This window comes from Thalassolituus alkanivorans, assembly GCF_020447205.1.
Lineage (GTDB): Bacteria > Pseudomonadota > Gammaproteobacteria > Pseudomonadales > Oceanobacteraceae > Venatoribacter > Venatoribacter alkanivorans.
Genome location: NZ_JAJAEL010000011.1, coordinates 1 through 16,534, shown reverse-complemented (window position 1 = coordinate 16,534; position 16,534 = coordinate 1). Strand labels below are relative to the sequence as shown.

18 protein-coding genes and 1 riboswitch are annotated in these 16,534 nt (G+C 53.3%); of the genes, 12 read left to right on the top strand and 6 right to left on the bottom strand.

Features of this window, described 5'->3' with window-relative positions:
• Nucleotides 1–50 precede the first annotated feature (50 nt).
• Nucleotides 51–165: riboswitch (guanidine-I (ykkC/yxkD leader) on the bottom strand.
• Nucleotides 166–446: 281 nt separating this feature from the next.
• Nucleotides 447–1,355, bottom strand: a complete 909-nt coding sequence (locus LGT44_RS06715; RefSeq protein ID WP_230330771.1) for a LysR family transcriptional regulator — start codon at nucleotides 1,353–1,355, stop codon at nucleotides 447–449.
• A 147-nt stretch (nucleotides 1,356–1,502) separates the two neighbouring features.
• Here LGT44_RS06715 and LGT44_RS06710 point away from each other — a divergent pair, with 147 nt between their 5' ends.
• Nucleotides 1,503–2,147 carry a nitroreductase family protein gene (locus LGT44_RS06710; protein WP_230330770.1) on the top strand — a complete coding sequence of 215 codons (645 nt, stop codon included), beginning with the start codon at nucleotides 1,503–1,505 and terminating at the stop codon, nucleotides 2,145–2,147.
• A 69-nt stretch (nucleotides 2,148–2,216) separates the two neighbouring features.
• Here LGT44_RS06710 and LGT44_RS06705 read toward each other — a convergent pair whose 3' ends face one another.
• Nucleotides 2,217–3,224, bottom strand: a complete 1,008-nt coding sequence (locus tag LGT44_RS06705; RefSeq protein ID WP_230330769.1) for a DMT family transporter — start codon at nucleotides 3,222–3,224, stop codon at nucleotides 2,217–2,219.
• A gap of 122 nt (nucleotides 3,225–3,346) precedes the next feature.
• Here LGT44_RS06705 and LGT44_RS06700 point away from each other — a divergent pair, with 122 nt between their 5' ends.
• Both LGT44_RS06700 and LGT44_RS06695 read left to right on the top strand, forming a co-directional pair.
• Complete coding sequence (locus LGT44_RS06700; RefSeq protein WP_230330768.1) at nucleotides 3,347–4,045, top strand: pirin family protein; 699 nt, start codon at nucleotides 3,347–3,349, stop codon at nucleotides 4,043–4,045.
• Between the two features lie 69 nt (nucleotides 4,046–4,114).
• Nucleotides 4,115–4,882, top strand: a complete 768-nt coding sequence (locus tag LGT44_RS06695; protein WP_230330767.1) for a sulfite exporter TauE/SafE family protein — start codon at nucleotides 4,115–4,117, stop codon at nucleotides 4,880–4,882.
• 54 nt (nucleotides 4,883–4,936) lie between these two features.
• Here the strand turns inward: LGT44_RS06695 and LGT44_RS06690 are convergent, their stop codons facing one another.
• Nucleotides 4,937–5,449, bottom strand: coding sequence for a glycine cleavage system protein R (locus LGT44_RS06690; RefSeq protein WP_145469304.1), 513 nt, complete (start codon nucleotides 5,447–5,449; stop codon nucleotides 4,937–4,939).
• Nucleotides 5,450–5,624: 175 nt separating this feature from the next.
• On the opposite strand from LGT44_RS06690, the gene alaC reads away from it, so the two are divergent.
• The 5 genes from alaC to LGT44_RS06665 all read left to right on the top strand — a co-directional run bounded on the left by alaC (nucleotide 5,625) and on the right by LGT44_RS06665 (nucleotide 11,426).
• Entirely contained in the window at nucleotides 5,625–6,815 is a 1,191-nt protein-coding gene (alaC, locus tag LGT44_RS06685) for an alanine transaminase (RefSeq protein ID WP_230330766.1), read from the top strand.
• Between the two features lie 37 nt (nucleotides 6,816–6,852).
• On the top strand, nucleotides 6,853–8,151 hold the full coding sequence (locus tag LGT44_RS06680) for a homoserine dehydrogenase (protein ID WP_145469306.1): 1,299 nt from the start codon (nucleotides 6,853–6,855) through the stop codon (nucleotides 8,149–8,151).
• A 268-nt stretch (nucleotides 8,152–8,419) separates the two neighbouring features.
• A complete protein-coding gene (locus LGT44_RS06675) occupies nucleotides 8,420–9,919 on the top strand; it encodes a methyl-accepting chemotaxis protein (RefSeq protein WP_230330765.1) in 1,500 nt (499 codons plus the stop codon).
• Between the two features lie 54 nt (nucleotides 9,920–9,973).
• Entirely contained in the window at nucleotides 9,974–10,669 is a 696-nt protein-coding gene (locus LGT44_RS06670; RefSeq protein WP_230330764.1) for a TorF family putative porin, read from the top strand.
• Nucleotides 10,670–10,679: 10 nt separating this feature from the next.
• Nucleotides 10,680–11,426 carry a substrate-binding periplasmic protein gene (locus LGT44_RS06665; protein WP_230330763.1) on the top strand — a complete coding sequence of 249 codons (747 nt, stop codon included), beginning with the start codon at nucleotides 10,680–10,682 and terminating at the stop codon, nucleotides 11,424–11,426.
• An 83-nt stretch (nucleotides 11,427–11,509) separates the two neighbouring features.
• Here LGT44_RS06665 and LGT44_RS06660 read toward each other — a convergent pair whose 3' ends face one another.
• Nucleotides 11,510–12,076, bottom strand: coding sequence for a phosphoribosyltransferase (locus tag LGT44_RS06660; RefSeq protein WP_145469310.1), 567 nt, complete (start codon nucleotides 12,074–12,076; stop codon nucleotides 11,510–11,512).
• A 105-nt stretch (nucleotides 12,077–12,181) separates the two neighbouring features.
• On the opposite strand from LGT44_RS06660, the gene LGT44_RS06655 reads away from it, so the two are divergent.
• From LGT44_RS06655 to LGT44_RS06645, 3 genes are all read left to right on the top strand, one after another.
• Nucleotides 12,182–12,757: a phosphoribosyltransferase gene (locus LGT44_RS06655; RefSeq protein ID WP_225691630.1), complete on the top strand. Its 576-nt coding sequence runs from the start codon at nucleotides 12,182–12,184 to the stop codon at nucleotides 12,755–12,757.
• 109 nt (nucleotides 12,758–12,866) lie between these two features.
• On the top strand, nucleotides 12,867–13,802 hold the full coding sequence (locus tag LGT44_RS06650) for a LysR family transcriptional regulator (protein ID WP_145469312.1): 936 nt from the start codon (nucleotides 12,867–12,869) through the stop codon (nucleotides 13,800–13,802).
• A gap of 98 nt (nucleotides 13,803–13,900) precedes the next feature.
• Nucleotides 13,901–14,323 (top strand): bacteriohemerythrin, encoded by a 423-nt coding sequence (locus LGT44_RS06645; RefSeq protein WP_145469313.1) that lies wholly within the window; start codon nucleotides 13,901–13,903, stop codon nucleotides 14,321–14,323.
• A 7-nt stretch (nucleotides 14,324–14,330) separates the two neighbouring features.
• Here the strand turns inward: LGT44_RS06645 and LGT44_RS06640 are convergent, their stop codons facing one another.
• Together LGT44_RS06640 and LGT44_RS06635 are read right to left on the bottom strand one after the other, a co-directional pair.
• A complete protein-coding gene (locus tag LGT44_RS06640; protein WP_230330762.1) occupies nucleotides 14,331–14,798 on the bottom strand; it encodes a hypothetical protein in 468 nt (155 codons plus the stop codon).
• A 33-nt stretch (nucleotides 14,799–14,831) separates the two neighbouring features.
• A complete protein-coding gene (locus tag LGT44_RS06635; protein ID WP_230330761.1) occupies nucleotides 14,832–15,785 on the bottom strand; it encodes a D-hexose-6-phosphate mutarotase in 954 nt (317 codons plus the stop codon).
• Between the two features lie 124 nt (nucleotides 15,786–15,909).
• Here LGT44_RS06635 and LGT44_RS06630 point away from each other — a divergent pair, with 124 nt between their 5' ends.
• Nucleotides 15,910–16,407 carry a hypothetical protein gene (locus LGT44_RS06630; RefSeq protein ID WP_230330760.1) on the top strand — a complete coding sequence of 166 codons (498 nt, stop codon included), beginning with the start codon at nucleotides 15,910–15,912 and terminating at the stop codon, nucleotides 16,405–16,407.
• Nucleotides 16,408–16,534 lie beyond the last annotated feature (127 nt).

The following is a 16,534-nucleotide window of genomic DNA, read 5'->3' as shown; positions in this document are numbered from 1 at the left end:
CGGCAGGAGAACTCAGCGCGAAACGGCCAGATGCTGGCATTCGCGTGTGGGTCTCCCGGGCTTTTGTCCCGCCGTGTAACCTGCGCTGTGAATACGCTGAGGTCGGTTGCTCTCGGACCAGACGTTCTTTTTCAGCAAAGAACCGGAACCCTAGCCACCTATTTCTGTGAATCCCAACCGGATTCGGTTGCCGAGTATCTCCTGTTACTGATCAGTGTTCAGCAAGGGCTGTACCAGTTTTGCCGGAGCCTGAAAATTGCGGCATCCGGCAGGCTGGCGAGTGTTAAGTTGCTGATTTTGCTGTCAGTTGCACCCCAAAAGAGTGCACAGATGATTAGCTGAACAGATGGTCGCTGCATTCTGGGGCGCTTATTCGGTTTCTGTTGCGTGCGCCGCTTTGCAGCTCTTGCCGGTACTAGCCAGGGTGTTGGCCAGGGTATTGGCCTTTATTCGGTTTCTGTTCTGTGTGCCGCTTTGCAGCCGGTGTCGGTGTTGGCTAGCAGGCGGGCGAGGGCGCGGGTCGCGGGGCCGGCGCTTTCTTCATGGGCCATTACCAGATAGAGGTCGACGTAGCGCCGCGCATCCTGAGCAAAGGGAATCACCTGCAAGGCGCCGCTTTTCAGGTCGTCGGCAATCAGCAGCTCCGGCAGCCAGGCAAAGCCCAGACCACGGCGGACAATATTCAGTCGGGTGCTGGTATGGGTCACGGTCCAGCGCTGATGGGCGCCGAGCCAGCCACCTTCGCTGCGGCGTTTGCGGCTGCTGTCGCGCAGCACCACCTGCCGGTGAGCGGTGAGGTCATCGTAGGTGACCTCGCGCCCCAGATGCTGCAACGGATGCTGCGGGCTGGTAACCGGCAGAAAGCAGGAGCGGTGTACGTGCTCGCCATTCCAGCCACTGGGCAGTTGCGGGGTAATCAGAATATCGATGCTGTCTTCGAGCAGCATTTCGTTACCGCCGCTGAGTACAAACTCTTCCAGCTCCAGGCGCGTATCGGGGTACTCGGCCGAGAAGGCTTCAAACACATCAAACAGCACATCGTTGGGGTAGATGGTGTCGATGGCAGCACGCACAACAGGCTCAACGCCCTGATTAAGCGAGCTGGCAACCTGATCGATATTCTCTGCCTGATCGAGCAGCTGTTCGGCACGTTGTAACAGAATACGGCCGTGTTCGGTCAGTACCGCTTTGCGCCCTTCCACTTCCAAAAGTTGTACGCCCAGTTGCTCCTGCAGCTTGTGCACACCATAGCTGATGGTCGACTGACTCTTGAAGATGGCCTCAGCTGCCTGGGCGTAGCCGCCATGGTCAACCACCGCTTTAAACATGCGCCACTGTTCGAGGGTTGTTTTCATTGAAATGCCTTTTCGTAAATATCGAAAGCTATGCGTTAAATTATGAGATTTTTAATCGAATAAAGCGAACTTAAACTGCACTCATTGCTTAACAGCCTTAACAACACAACGAATACCCGAACCGATACCCGATTTAAGGATGCCGCCATGAACGTATTTGATGCCCTGAGCCAGCGTACTTCTGTGAACTACTTTGATACCGAACGTGCCATCAGCACGGCGGAAGTACTGGAGCTGCTGGATTACGCCCAGCATGCACCAACGGCCTTTAACATTCAGCATACCCGCTATCTGGTGGTGACCGATCAGGCGGCGAAAGAAACCTTAAAAGACATCGCCTACGGTCAGCAGAAAGTGGCCGATGCTCCGGTGGTTATTCTGGTGCTGGCCGACGAACAGGGCCATGAACGTATGCCGGATATCGCCCAGCGCGGTGTCGATGCCGGTATCTATAACGAAGGCGTGCGCGACTACTTTGTCAGCGCAGTAAATGGTGCCTACGGCGATAACAAAGCCGCGGCCCACGATGAGGCACTGCGCTCGGCCAGTATGGCGACCATGAACCTGATGACGGCCGCGGCCGGTAAGGGTATGGCCACCGGGCCGATGATCGGCTTCGATACCGCGAAAGCGAAAGAAGTGTTCAACATTGGCGAACGCTACAGCGTTGCCATGATGGTGACCCTGGGTTACGCCAAAGAAGGTAACTGGCCACGTAAGCCGCGTCTGGCGGCAAGCGAAGTCACTGTGCTGGATGGTCGTCCGGGTAAGCTGCACGATCTGAGTAATTAATTGCTAAACAAGTTGGGAAAAGCGGGCCGGGAAAAGCGGACCGGAAATAAAGCGGGCAGAGCGCCCGCTTCAGCGTTTCAGCCAGCGCCGCAGAGCACTCCAGCGATTGGCCAGCAGCGCCAGCAGAATCAGGGTGCAGCCGAGAATCTGCGCCGTTTCCATCCGTTCGGTAAACCAGAAGGCGGCGATGATGGCGGTCCAGACCGGCTCCAGCACCATAATCACTGCAGCATGGCTGGGTGACGCCAGACCCTGAGCATAGGTCTGCAGCAGAAAGCGTGCGGCGGTGCCAACAGTCACACTCAGAATCAGCCACAGCCACATGGTTGGGGTAAAGGTATCGGGCCAGTCTTCGAACATGGCCGACAGGGTAAAAGATACAACGCCGACCAGCACGAGCTGGATAGCGCTCAGGGCCAGTGCCGAAATACGCGCCGCGGCACGGCCGTTGAGAATAAAGGTGAGTGACAAAAGCAGGGCGGCGGCAAAGAAAAACAGCTGGCCGGGGTCAGGGTTAAAGCCATGACGTAACGACAGCAGTGCCAGACCGCCGATGGCCAGCGGCAGGGCAACCCAGATACTTTTCGCCGGACGTTCGCGGAACAGCAGCCAGCTGATAAAAGGCACCAGCACCACCGCCAGGCTGGTAATAAAGGCACCTTCTCCCAGGGTATGAGCATTAAACAGCCCCATGATCCAGAAGCTCATGGCGGCACCGAAAAACAGGCCGACCAATGCCGAGGCGCGCCATTCGTGGGCCTGTAAGGCCGCCAGCGCACGGCGGCCGGGAATCGCCAGCAGCAGACCGGCGGCGCTAAAGCGGCAGGCCATAAACAGCAGCGGCGGAAATTCGTTTAACGCCTCTTTGGAAAACATCCAGCTGACCGCAGCCAGCAGGGTAACGCCAAGCAGAATCAGGTCGGCACGCAACAGCTGGGCGTGATGCTGATCGTCTGTGGATACGGATTCGGAAGTTGAAGACACAATAAACCACTGGCCCGCAGGGCAGTAACGCAGACCGGTAAGCACCGGGTGCAGTGAAAAAGGCGTAGCAAAAAAAGCGCAGCAGTATTTCACAGCCTCCCGTGGAAGTCTGTGGGGGTTTTACTGTTGCATTGAAAAAGAGCGTTGCATAGTCCGGATTAATGAAGAGTTTTGTCAATAATTTTTGTGAAGCGTTTTAAAGAGGAGATCAGCACATGTTAATCTTACGCGCAGCCAATGAACGCGGCCGGGCCAATTTTGGCTGGCTGAACAGCTCGCATACGTTTTCTTTTGGCCAGTATTACGACCCCAAACATATGGGGGTGTCTGCTTTACGGGTAATCAACGATGACCGGGTTGCCCCGGGCGCAGGTTTCGATACCCACGGCCACCGCAATATGGAAATTATCAGCTATGTGCTGGACGGCACCATTGCCCACCGTGACTCGATGGGCAACGTTGAGCATTTGCCGGCCGGTGAGTTTCAGCTGATGTCGGCGGGCAGCGGTGTGATGCACAGCGAATTTAATCCGGCGACAGACCAGCCGCTGCATTTTCTGCAGATCTGGATTCAGCCCAATGAGCAGAATACCGAACCGGGTTATCAGCAGAAGCGCTTTCCCCGCCAGCAGGCCATTCAGCCGGTGATTACGCCGGACGGACGCGACGGCACGCTGAGTATCCGCCAGGATGCACAGCTGTTGCATGTGCGCCTGACCGCAGAAAACGCAGAACAGATACTGAACCCGGCGCGTCGCTATTATGTGCATGCCATTAACGGCCCGCTGCAACTGCAGGCCGGCGATAACACGCTGATATTAAATGCCGGTGACGGCGTGAGTATCAGCAATGAACAGGCGCTGACCTTCAGCGCCGACAGCAAGGCGGAGGCCCTGTTGTTTGATTTACCTTAAGCAGGCAACGCCTGCTGCCGGAGCCGGATATGAGGGTACAGAGACGGCTCCGTCTGACGGGATAGTTTTGTGGATCTGACCTTTGTTGCGATTGCCGTGCTCGGCGTGTTGTTAACCGGCATTGCCAAATCCGGTTTTGGTGGTGGTATCGGTGTGGTGGCAGTGCCGATGATGGCACCTTTTATCGGCGGTGAGCAGGCCATCGGTATTCTGCTGCCGATTCTGCTGCTGATGGACATCATGACCCTGCGTGTATATCGCCGTTACCTGTCGTTCGCGCTGGTGAAACCCCTGCTGCCCGGTATTCTGCTGGGCATCACGGCGGGCACCTTATTGCTGGGAGTGGTCAGCGAACGTGGCGTACAGGCGCTGATTGGTCTGATCGGTTTCTGGGTACTGGCGCAGAAGCGCTGGCCCTGGCTGGCTGGCCGGCGCATGGCGGCAGCCAGTGAAGAACAACCGGCGCAGGCATCGGTGTTGCAGGGGGGGTTATTGGGCAGTATTGCCGGTCTGGGCAGTACCCTGGCCCACGCCGGTGCGGCACCGCTGCAGGCTTATTTTTTACTGGGCAAGCTCAATAAAGAATCTTTCCTGGCGCAGATTACCCTCGCGATCGGTTTGATGAACGCGATCAAACTGCTGCCATACGGCATGCTGGGGCTGCTGAATTTTGATATCGGCTGGTTAACCGTGATTCTGGTGCCGGTGGCCTTTGCCGGTGTTTATCTTGGCCGCTGGTTAAGCAAACGCATGGACGGCGATGTGTTTTTTAAAGTGATGATGTGGCTGCTGGCGGGTAACTCAGCCTGGCTGCTGGGACAGGCCGTTATTGGCTGATGCTTGTTATACCGGCCGTGCTGCAGCGCTGTGCAGCACGGCTCGCGGCAGGAATTAATCCAGACGGATTTCTACCATCAGGTCATTGGAAATGGCTTCCAGTGCACTGGCCAGAATATCGGTATCAAAACTGTGTGGTACACGCAGCAGGGCTTCGGCGCGGAACAGTGGCACCGCAGACATTTCGGCGGTGCCGCAGTCGGTGGTTAATTCCAGTACGTTCACGCCCATTTTTGCCAGCGCCTGAGATACTTCTTTAACAATACCCGGACGGTCATTGCCGACCAGATTCAGGGTCAGGTCGAGGCTGTCGTTTTCTTCGCTGTCGCTGCCGGTTTCGGCGTTTACCAGAATACCGCGTGAGCTGAGCGAGCTTAATTCGGCAATCAGGCTGTTGCTTTGTTCAGCCGGAATAGATACCCGCAAAATCCCGGCAAATTTTCCTGCCATATGCGCCATACGGCTTTCCAGCCAGTTACCGCCATTGCGGGCGATGGTGGCTGACAGTTGTTCAACAATTCCGGGTTTGTCGTCGGCAATAACGGTTAATACAAGAAAGTTTGCCATTGCTTTTCCTTATGTTTTTTCTGCAATCAGATTGTCGCTCTGACACTAACACAGCTTTATGCGATTTACCGCACGTACTGTGCTGGTCAAATTCCTGCCGACTGATCGTTGTTCCCCAGCGGTTGATACAGTAGCCTTGAAGCCCCTTTAATTACCTGAGAATCAGGACACCGTTATGGATACTAACTTCCCGCGCATTAAGCGCCTGCCTCCTTATGTCTTCAATGTGATCGGCGAAATGAAGATGGCGGCACGAGCGGCGGGGGAGGACATCGTCGATATGTCGATGGGTAACCCGGATCAGGACACGCCAAAACACATTGTCGATAAGCTGGTGGAAACCGCGACCCGTGGCGGAACCCATCGCTACAGCCAGTCGAAGGGTATTCCGCGTCTGCGCCGCGCCATGGCGAGCTGGTATAAGCGCAAATTCAATGTTGATCTCGATCCGGAAACCGAGGTGATTACCACCATCGGCTCGAAGGAAGGACTGGCGCACCTGGCGCTGGCCACTCTGGGTCCGGGCGATAACGTGCTGGTGCCGAATCCGTCTTATCCGATTCACCCTTATGGTTTTGTTATTGCCGGCGCCGATATCCGTCATGTGCCGATGACGCCGGATGTGAATTTCTTCGATGAGCTGGAAAAAGCCATTAAAACCACCTGGCCGCGGCCGAAGATGCTGGTGCTGAATTTTCCCGGCAACCCGACCGCCGAGTGTGTCGATTTAGCCTTCTTCGAGAAGGTGGTGGCGATGTGCAAAGAGCACGAAATCTGGGTGGTGCAGGATCTGGCCTATGCCGATATCGTGTTCGACGGTTACCAGCCGCCGTCCATTCTGCAGGTCGAAGGTGCGAAAGATATTGCGGTGGAGTTTTACTCGCTGTCGAAGAGCTACAACATGCCGGGCTGGCGGGTTGGCTTCTGCTGTGGCAATAAAGATCTGATTTATGCCCTGGCAAGGATTAAGTCCTACCTCGATTATGGTACATTCACGCCTATTCAGGTGGCAGCGATTGCCGCACTGGAAGGTGATCAGACGGTGGTGAGCGATATCTGCGAGATGTACCGCAGCCGCCGGGATGTACTCTGCAAGGGGCTGAATGATCTGGGCTGGCCGGTAAAATGGCCGAAAGCCACCATGTTTGTCTGGGCGCAAATTCCTGAAGCTTATCGTAAAATGGGCTCCCTCGAGTTCAGCAAGAAACTGCTGACCGAGGCCAAGGTGGCCGTGTCACCGGGAATTGGCTTTGGCGAATATGGCGATGACCATGTACGCTTCGCCCTGATTGAGAATGACCAGCGCACCCGCCAGGCGCTGCGAGGCATTAAACAGATGCTGCGTAACGATGGCTTTGGCGGTTAACAACTTAATACTCTCTATATCTTAAGGAGAAACGACCTTGAAACCGGTAAAAGTAGGTATCTGTGGTTTAGGTACAGTTGGCGGCGGCACTTTTAATGTGCTGACCCGTAATGCACAAGACATCGCGCGCCGGGCGGGTCGTGAAATTATTATCGCGCAGGTGGCTACCCGTCATCCGAACCCGGATGTGGACACCGGCGCTGTGGCGGTTACCGCCGACGTGAACGATGTTATCAACAACCCGGAGATTGATGTTGTTGTTGAACTGATCGGTGGTTACACCATCGCCAAAGACGTGGTGCTGGGCGCGATTGCCAACGGCAAACACGTGGTTACCGCCAACAAAGCACTGATTGCGGTACACGGTGACGAAATCTTCGCCGCGGCGGAAGCCAAAGGCGTTAGCGTGATGTACGAAGCGGCGGTTGCCGGCGGCATCCCGATCATTAAGGCGATCCGTGAAGGTCTGGCGGCCAACCGTATCAACTGGCTGGCGGGCATCATTAACGGTACCGGTAACTTTATCCTGACCGAAATGCGCGACAAAGGCCGTGACTTCGCCGATGTACTGGCTGAAGCTCAGGCGCTGGGTTATGCCGAAGCGGACCCGACCTTCGACGTTGAAGGTATCGACGCGGCACACAAGCTGACCATTCTGTCGTCGATTGCTTACGGTATTCCGCTGCAGTTTGCCCGTTGCTATACCGAAGGTATCAGCAAGGTGACTCCGGATGACGTTGAGTACGCCGAAGAGCTGGGTTACCGCATCAAGCACCTGGGCGTCAGCCGCCGTACCGACAAAGGTATCGACCTGCGCGTACATCCGACCATGATTCCGGTTGCACGTCCTATTGCGACTGTTGATGGCGTGCTGAATGCCGTGATGGTCAACGGTGATGCCGTTGGTAACACGCTGTATGTTGGTGCCGGTGCCGGTGCTGGTCCGACCGCTTCTGCAGTAGTGGCCGACATTATCGACCTCGCCCGTACCTTTGATGCACCGGCGGAAGCCAGCGTCAATCACCTCGCCTTCAACGATATTGAAGACGTGGCGGTACTGCCGATGGAAGAAGTGGAAACCGCTTACTACCTGCGTATTCAGGCGGAAGATAAAACCGGTGTACTGGCCGCTGTTGCCAGCATTCTGAGTGAGCGTGGCATCAATATCGAAGCCATCATCCAGAAAGAGCCAAAAGACGGCGAAGCGCTGGCGCAGATCATCCTGCTGACCCACGTTGTGGTGGAAAAACAGATGAACGAAGCCATTGCTGCTATCGAAGCACTGTCCAGCACGGTGGGTAATGTGACCCGCATTCGTGTGGAGCACCTCAACTGAGGTTTGCCTGACAGCTGAGATATAAAAAACGGAGCTTCGGCTCCGTTTTTTTATGCCTGACGGATGCTCCTGTCCGGGTGCCAGATTTTATGTAACAAACATTTAACCGGATGATAGGTGTTTGTGTAATAAATCGCAGTGCTATGCCTTGCACAGCGGATAACCTTGCACGGTGAAACTGAATTTCAGGACATTCTGAGCTTTTTTATTCAATGCTCTGGTCATGATTTTTCTCTGTACTATCGTTTACTGATATCAGGAGGAAATTATGCTTACCAGTATCAAATCCCGGATGGCGGTCTATGTAGTTGTTACTGTCACAGCTTTGCTGCTGATGATGGGTTTTTACAATTACGAAAGTAAAGCTCTGGCACTTAAACAACAGCTGCAGGCACAGGCACACCTGGTTACCACTCGCCTAAGTCTGAGCCTGCCGAATTTTATCTGGAATTTTGATACCGCCAGTATAGAAAAAACCCTCGAAGCAGAACTGGAAGCAGAGAGTATCAATAGCCTGACAGTAGAGCTGCCGGAAGGTGATCCGGTCATGCGGGCAAAAGACAAGGCCGATAGCGGCAATGATGCTCTGGAAACCCGGACTGAATTATTCTTCAACGATAATGACAATCAAAAAAGTGTTGGTCACCTTGTTCTGCGGATGAACGATTCGGTGATGCGCAAAGAGCTGAATCAGGCAATACACTCGGTGATTATTGAAATGATTCTGCTGGATATTATTCTGGTCAGTCTCATTACCTTCCTGGTGTCGCACTCTGTGGTTAATAAAATTTCTGCAATTACTGCGGCAGTGGCAGAACTTGCAGCTGGTGGTGGTGATTTAAGCAAGCGTCTTGATACCAGTCGTGGTGATGAGATTGCAGCACTGGCAGAACAGGTTAATCAGCTTCTGGCCGGGCTGGCGAATATGATTGGTCAGGTTAATCATTCATCAGAAGAACTGAAATTACTGGCCAATTCCAGTCAGCAGGATATCAGTAATATCCGTCAGGGCTTTGATGTGCAGAAGCATGAAGTGGATATGGTCGCTACCGCCAGCACCGAGCTGGCATCGACCACACAAAATGTTGCTGATAACGCCAGAAAAGCCTCGGAATATGCCGCTAAAGCAAATGTGGAAGCCAGCCATGGCCAGGATACTGTAAAAACAGCAGCCGATGTTATCCGTAATTTATCCGGTGAAATTCAGCATGTAGGCGAGGTGATCCGCAATCTGGAAAGTGAAGGTGTTAATATTGGTGCGGTGTCGGATGTGATTCAGGGGATTGCCGAACAAACCAATTTACTGGCGCTGAACGCGGCTATTGAAGCGGCACGTGCCGGCGAACAGGGGCGTGGTTTTGCTGTGGTTGCCGATGAAGTACGTACGCTGGCCCAGCGCACCCGTGATTCAACCAATGAAATTAACCAAATGATCGGGCGTCTGCAGTCTTCGACAAGTCAGGCTGTTGAAGTGATGCACAAGAGCACGGAGTATACGGCCTCCAGCGTGGAGCAGATTGAAAAAGTCGGGGAATCGATTGCTGGCGTTGTCAGTATGATGATGCAGATCAGCCATATGAATGCCGAAATTGCTCAGGCATCGGGTGAACAAAGTCATGTGATTGAAGAGCTGAACAAAAATCTGGTACATATTAAAGAAAGCGTTGATGCCGCCAACGAAATGATTGGCAATACCGCGCGCTCAAGTGTTGAAGCACAGAAACAGGCGGAAGCGCTGACGTTCCTTATGCACAAATTCCGTTTTTAGAAATTGCCGCAGACAGCGGTAATGTATGACTCTGACTACTGGTGGAGAAAGACTATGAAAAAGCATATGTTGTTAGTCTTTGCTGTAGCTCCTATGGCTGCTTTTGCCGGAGTTACGGCTGATCTGGAAGTGGTTTCCGATTACCGTTTTAACGGTGTTTCACAAACGGATAAAGGCCCTGCACTGCAGGGAGCATTAGATTACAGCCACGACAGCGGCATATACGCTGGTACCTGGGCCAGTAATGTCGATTTCGGTGGTAAAGATGATACTAATCTGGAGTGGGATTACTATCTGGGCTATTACCGCGATATTAACCCGGCCTTTGGCTTTGATCTGGGTTATGCGCAGTACACTTATCACGGTGCCAGCTATTCCGATGATTACGATTATGGTGAGTATTATGTAGGTTTGTATTTCAACGCGAATACAACGCTCTACTGGTATCATGCGCCGGAATATTTTGGCCTGGATACCGACCATAATATTTTTAAGCTGACACACAGTATGCCGCTTGGCGATTACACGCTGGCATTTGCTGCCGCGCACAGTGTATCCGGTGATAAAGATATTTGGACCTGGGATAAAAACGAAGCATCCTACCAATATGCTGAGGCGGCTATCAGCCGTATGTTCCACGGCTTTGATATCAAAGCGACTGTAATGACCACCACGATTGACGATGACTTTAACGATAATGGTAACAGTACTGTTGTGCTGTCGGTTAAACGAAGCTTTAAACTGATGTGAGGGAAATATTATGCGTCATATTTTATGCGCTGTTTTATTGCTGGTTGGTGGGATTTTTCCGGCACAGGCTGAAAATAAGTTTGTTTATCTGACCTCGCTCAGTTGGCCGCCGTATTCTGACCCACAAATGGCAGAGCAGGGGGCCAGTGTGGCGGTGGCCAAAGCTGCTTTCTCTGCCATGGGCTACACATTAGTGGTTGAGTTTTACCCATGGAGCCGGGCAGTTCATCTGGCGAAAGATGAGAGCAGTAAATACGCCGGATACTTTCCGGAATATTACAGTGAAGATATTGCAGCTGAATTTATCTTCTCAGACAGTATGGGGAGTGGTCCGTTGGGCTTCGTGCAGCCAGTGGGTAAGCCGGTTGCATGGTCATCGCTGGATGATTTGAAAAAATATCAGGTTGGCGTGGTGAAAGACTATGTAAACACGGCCGATTTTGATGCCATGGTGGCGGCGGGTCAGCTGAAAGTCAGTGAAGTGATCAGCGATAAAAGCAATATTCAGAAAGCAGCCTTCAGCCGTATCGATCTCGCCGTGATTGATAAAAACGTGCTGGAATACAGTGTTAAGACCGACCCTGATCTTATCAAGCTGAGGGATAAAATCAGTTTCAATGACAAGCTTCTGGAAGATAAAAAACTCTTTATCTGTTTTAAGAAGAACCAGCAGGCAATCGCCGATATTTTTAACGAAGGTCTGAAAAAGATCGATGCTGCAAAAATTCAGGCAGATTATCTGGCCGGTTTAAAATAAATCGTTCATACAATGAGTGTTTCTTTCAATAAAAACGGGCCTGATTAAGGCCCGTTTTTATTGATACCAGTTCTGCCTGCTTCTCAGGCTGGCAGGTGATCTTTGATAATCTCGTACAGCTCCGGACGGCCCTGAGCGATTTCTTCGTTGCTCAGGCCTTCCAGCGAGTGTGGATACTTCAGCCAGGCGCTGGTTTCGTGGATATAGTAATCCGGTACGCGGTCGGTCTGGTTGCGGTGCGGCTTATAGTAGGGCACGGCAACGCGGATATCGTGTGGGGTATTCAGGCGTGCACGGCGGCTCAGCTCGTTAATAATGGCTTCGATGGAACGGCCGCTGTCGAATACATCATCGACAATCAGCAGGCTGTCGCTGTGCTTAACGTTCTTCACCAGATAGTTCAGGCCATGCACTTTGACCTCTTTGGCCTGCTGGTCGATGCCCTGATAGGACGAGGTACGGATGGCAATGTTGTCGGTCTCTACGCCGTGGTAATCGAGGTATTCCTGCACCGCAATGCCAATCGGTGCGCCGCCGCGCCATACGGCAATCATAAAGGTCGGGCGGAAGCCGCTGTCGAGCACCTTGGCCGCAAGATGATAAGAATCTTCCAGCAATCCCTGGGCGGTTAGGTACAATTTGGCACTCATAATGATTCCGGCTCCCGTCGTGTTTCGAAACAACTCTTTACCTGACCAATTGGTCAGGTGCTATCATAACGCTCTGTTCCTATGCCTGTCACATAAGAGTACCTCATGCAGAAACGATTTTTGGACGAAGAAACGGTCATTCAGGATGCGTTCCGCCTCGGCGTGCAGATTTTTGAGAGCGGTTTCCGCCCGACCTTTATCGTTGGTCTCTGGCGTGGTGGCAGCTCGGTGGGCATCTATGTGCAGGAATGTCTGCAGACGCTGGGCGTGAAAACCGATCATATCGCGCTGCGCACCTCGTATCGTGGTCTGCCGGCCTACCAGAGCATGGTGCAGTCACCAGAAGATATTCGCGTACACGGCACTCAGTATCTGGTGGAAAACCTCAATGTTGATGATGGCCTGCTGATTGTCGATGACGTATTCAGCACCGGCTACAACATCAGCGCGGTGATCAACCGCCTGCAGGGCAAGCTCAAGCGTAATATGCCCAGCCAGGTTAAGGTTGCGACACTGTGGCAGCGTCCGGCGTATAACCGGGTCGATTTCAAGCCTGATTTCTGTCTGCGTGAAACCGACGACTGGCTGGTGTTTCCGTATGAGCTGAAAGGCCTGAGCGAGGAAGAAATCGCTGCCAATAAACCTTGGGTTGAGCCATTCCTGCGTAAGGCAGACCACTGAAGCTTATACTCAGTATTAATAAAAGTTATGCACCAAGGCAGTTGTATAGTCTTGGTGAATGCCGGAATTCCTGCGACAATGCGCCCTTCAACACTGAAGGGTGATGTCTGTGAACCTCGATCGTATCGATCTTAACCTGCTGGTCTACCTCGATGTCCTGCTGCGCGAAGGCAGTGTTACCAAAGCAGCACAGCAATTGGGTATTACCCAGCCGGCGATGAGTAATGGCCTGCGCCGGCTGCGCGAACTGTTTGGTGACCCGCTGCTGGTACGCACCTCAGATGGTATGACGCCGACTGAGCGGGCACAGGAGCTGCAGCCGGTGATCCGTAAGGCGCTGGGCGAACTGGAGATGGCGTTACAGCCACTGGAAGAGTTTGACGCCCTGAGCAGCCACCGCGTGTTTCGCATTATGGTCAGCGACTACGCCGAATCCACGCTGGTGCCGGAGCTGGTTAAGCGCCTGCGTACCGAAGCACCGGATATTATCCTCGACGTACTGACCCCCTCGGATGTGACCTTTAAAGACGTAGAAGCCGGTAAGGTCGATATGGCCATTAACCGCTTTGACGAGATGCCGCAGTCTTTCCACCAGATGACCCTGTGGCAGGACGACTTTGTCTGTCTGATTAACCCCGATCATCCGGGGATTCTCAATTTTGATCTCAATGCCTATCTGGCTTCCAAACATATCTGGGTAAGCAAAACCGGTATGGGGGCTGGTGTAGGTATCGACCCGGAGAAAGTCATCCGTCTGGGCTGGGTGGATAACGCACTGTCGAAGCTGGGTCATAAACGCAAAATTTCGGTGTTTACCCGTCATTATCAGATGCCGGCGTTGTTGGCGCTGAATAACGATCTGGTGGCGACATTGCCGCGTAAGGTGGCCGATATGCAGGCTGAATCGGCCTCGCTGGTGGTGAAAGAGCCGCCGTTCAAAATCCCGCCGTTCGAGCTGAAAATGGCCTGGTCGCCGCTGTTGCAGCACCATCAGGCACATCGCTGGTTGCGTCGCACCATTGTCGATGTGGCGCAGTACTGCTGATTGCCGTTCGATCGGCCTTCGCTTGACGATAATCAACATCGTAATCAGTAGTGGCGGGTTAGACTGCCACTACTGATTGTTGCTGCGGATCTGCTGTCATGACCATCGAATTCCGCGATTACCGCCCGCTGGCGTTAGCGCAAATGAACCGTGAACACGAAGAATTTGCCAACCTGCTGAACGAGGCCGAACAGGCGTTGCTGATGGGGCGCGCAGGGCTGCCGTATTTACGCCGCGTGTATGAGCATTGTCAGCAGCACTTTGCACAGGAAGAGCGTGATATGGAATACCTGCGCTTTCCCGCCCTTGCATCCCACCGCCATGAACACCAACGTATATTGCAGCAGTTTGCCGACGCCCTGGCAGGCTATGAAAGCAGTGGCGATATGACCGGTGTGCTCGAATTTTTAATGGATGTAATTCCAGACTGGTTTGGCCGGCATATGAACGATTACGACCGGGCGCTATCGCAGTTTTTAGTGCAGCAGGAACAAAAGCAGGATCAAAAACGGGCGCATTAATAGGCGATTATTCACGAATAACCGCCAGCGCCGGATTATCCTGCAATAACGCGGCAATAATATCTTCTATCGCTTTATCCCGTTCCCGGGTATCGGCCTGCATAGGCAGATTTAGCGAACGGGCAATGGGGTAGTCTCCTTCTACGGCAATATAGCCGGGACCGATAAATACCTTACGGATATCAGCAGCGGCCAGTGTCAGTGCCGGGTGGTTAGCATGCGGGGCAATAAACAGTTGCCCATCGTCATAGCGCAGCAGGGTTTTAACCCGTTGCTGCTGATGATGGCGTTTATGTTCCCACCACTGCAACCACAACAGTAATGGCAGAACCAGCGCAGTAACCGGCCAGAGAACGACCGGTGGCTGATCACTGCTGACCAGCCAGGCAACGAGGAAAGCGATGCTGTAAAACAGCAGCATTTGTAACATCCGTACCTGACGTGGGGCGCTGACGGTTAATTCGTAAGACACCATAAACCTCCTTGTTAATGTTGGCAGAATGCCGTTTTAATCCAGCGAGCTTAATTGCAGTCCCAGGCAATGCTTTTCGCCTGCCGCGAGAGTGATTACATCGGCAAAGGCATTGGCGGTTTCTACACAGAACATCCGCATCCAGGCATCCGCTGCAAACTGGCTCAGACGCAGGCTTTTTTCAATATACGGGTTCCATACCACGGCACTGGCGCTGCCACAGGATTGCAGTAATAAACGCTGTTGCGGGCTGATTAAACGTAAGGGACGCGTGGCATCGTAAATACGGTCGGTTTCACCGTTAAAACGTACCGGCCCCTGCTGAGTTTTCTCGCACCAGCCTTCTAAGGTTTCGATATAACGCTCACCTTCAAAGCCCAATACCTGAGTGGCACGTACATCGTCGGTGGGGAAATAGGTATGCAACGCCTGGCTGAAACATACCGGTTCGGTTCCGTTATTCTGGCTGATTAAATTAACCGCCAGACTGTCGGCGCGGAAAATAAACTGCGCCTCAGCGTTCAGCTGTGTTGCCCATTGCGGATGCTGGTGATCATTTAATGTCAGCGTAATTTCTACCCGGTCGCAGGCCTCGTACAAATCGCTCAGCTGCCATTGCCGTGCACGGGCAAAACCATGGGCCGGTGCCTGCTCCGGATTAGTAATGGCGGCTTTTACCGCCGCCGGATTCATCGCCGCACTACCAAACCACGGCCAGCAAACCGGAATGCCGCCGCGCAGCGATTGGCCCTGTTTGTATTCCGCCTGCTCGCTCAGCCACAGCCAGTTGTTCTCACCTTTAGGCGCGTAATGAATTAACTGCGCACCCTGTAATAACAAATCGGCGCTGAACTGCGGATGACGGATTTCCAGACAGGTAAGCTCATCACGCTGTACCGCTTTAACAAAAGGGCTGTGAGCCAGTAACCGTGAGGCCGCGGAGGAAGCAGAGGCTGCAGTGGTAACCGGGTGAGAGGACAGAGACGGCATGGTTAGCGCTATTCCTTAGGGTATTCGCTGAGACGCAGCCCTGAACTCAGGGCGCAGACAAAGCATTAATATAAACGACGAATAGGCCTATAATCGCATAATTCTTTATTTTTCGGTTATCCATTTGAACACAGTTCCGTTTGCCAAAAGCGCCCTGAAAGAAGCCTTGCTGGCCGCCATTGACGGCGAAATTGCTGCCGCACTCAATGCCGCCCGCCAGGCGCAGGAAACTGCCTCCCACGAAGGCAATAAACCGGAAAATCAGTACGACACTCTGGCGCTGGAAGCTGCCTATCTGGCACACGGCCAGTCGGAGCGTATCCGCGAACTGCAGGAAACCCGCATCCTTATCGGCCAATGGCCGGTGCCGGACTTCAGTGAAGACGACACCATCGCCTCCGGCGCATTGATTCAATTACTGGATACTCAGAGTAAAAGTGCGCAGCAAAATCAGCGCTGGTTGTGGATAGCGCCGGTTGGCGGCCGCCAGCTTGTGACAGAAGGACGCACTATCGCCGTGCTAAGTACCCAGGCACCGCTGGCGCAAACACTGATGCGTTTGAGTATTGGTGACGAAGTGGTTATGGGGAAGGAGCGCTGGGAAATCGGCGGGGTCTGGTAAGAGCAGGGCGGGCATAAAAAACAGTGCTATAGAGGGTGTTCAAAATTCTGTGTCAGCGAATTACAGATCAATATGAGCGTCTAACCGCCCGGCAAAATGAATCGACAGCTGAGACAGTGTCAGATTC

Bases quoted from the DNA above. Each gene is read 5' to 3' on its own strand.
- LGT44_RS06700 (WP_230330768.1), top strand. From the start codon at position 3,347: ATGTTAATCTTACGCGCAGCCAATGAACGCGGCCGGGCCAATTTTGGC.
- LGT44_RS06670 (WP_230330764.1), top strand. From the start codon at position 9,974: ATGAAAAAGCATATGTTGTTAGTCTTTGCTGTAGCTCCTATGGCTGCT.
- LGT44_RS06665 (WP_230330763.1), top strand. From the start codon at position 10,680: ATGCGTCATATTTTATGCGCTGTTTTATTGCTGGTTGGTGGGATTTTT.
- LGT44_RS06710 (WP_230330770.1), top strand. From the start codon at position 1,503: ATGAACGTATTTGATGCCCTGAGCCAGCGTACTTCTGTGAACTACTTT.
- alaC (WP_230330766.1), top strand. From the start codon at position 5,625: ATGGATACTAACTTCCCGCGCATTAAGCGCCTGCCTCCTTATGTCTTC.
- LGT44_RS06715 (WP_230330771.1), bottom strand. From the start codon at position 1,355: ATGAAAACAACCCTCGAACAGTGGCGCATGTTTAAAGCGGTGGTTGAC.
- LGT44_RS06645 (WP_145469313.1), top strand. From the start codon at position 13,901: ATGACCATCGAATTCCGCGATTACCGCCCGCTGGCGTTAGCGCAAATG.
- LGT44_RS06660 (WP_145469310.1), bottom strand. From the start codon at position 12,076: ATGAGTGCCAAATTGTACCTAACCGCCCAGGGATTGCTGGAAGATTCT.
- LGT44_RS06635 (WP_230330761.1), bottom strand. From the start codon at position 15,785: ATGCCGTCTCTGTCCTCTCACCCGGTTACCACTGCAGCCTCTGCTTCC.
- LGT44_RS06640 (WP_230330762.1), bottom strand. From the start codon at position 14,798: ATGGTGTCTTACGAATTAACCGTCAGCGCCCCACGTCAGGTACGGATG.
- LGT44_RS06690 (WP_145469304.1), bottom strand. From the start codon at position 5,449: ATGGCAAACTTTCTTGTATTAACCGTTATTGCCGACGACAAACCCGGA.
- LGT44_RS06655 (WP_225691630.1), top strand. From the start codon at position 12,182: ATGCAGAAACGATTTTTGGACGAAGAAACGGTCATTCAGGATGCGTTC.
- LGT44_RS06675 (WP_230330765.1), top strand. From the start codon at position 8,420: ATGCTTACCAGTATCAAATCCCGGATGGCGGTCTATGTAGTTGTTACT.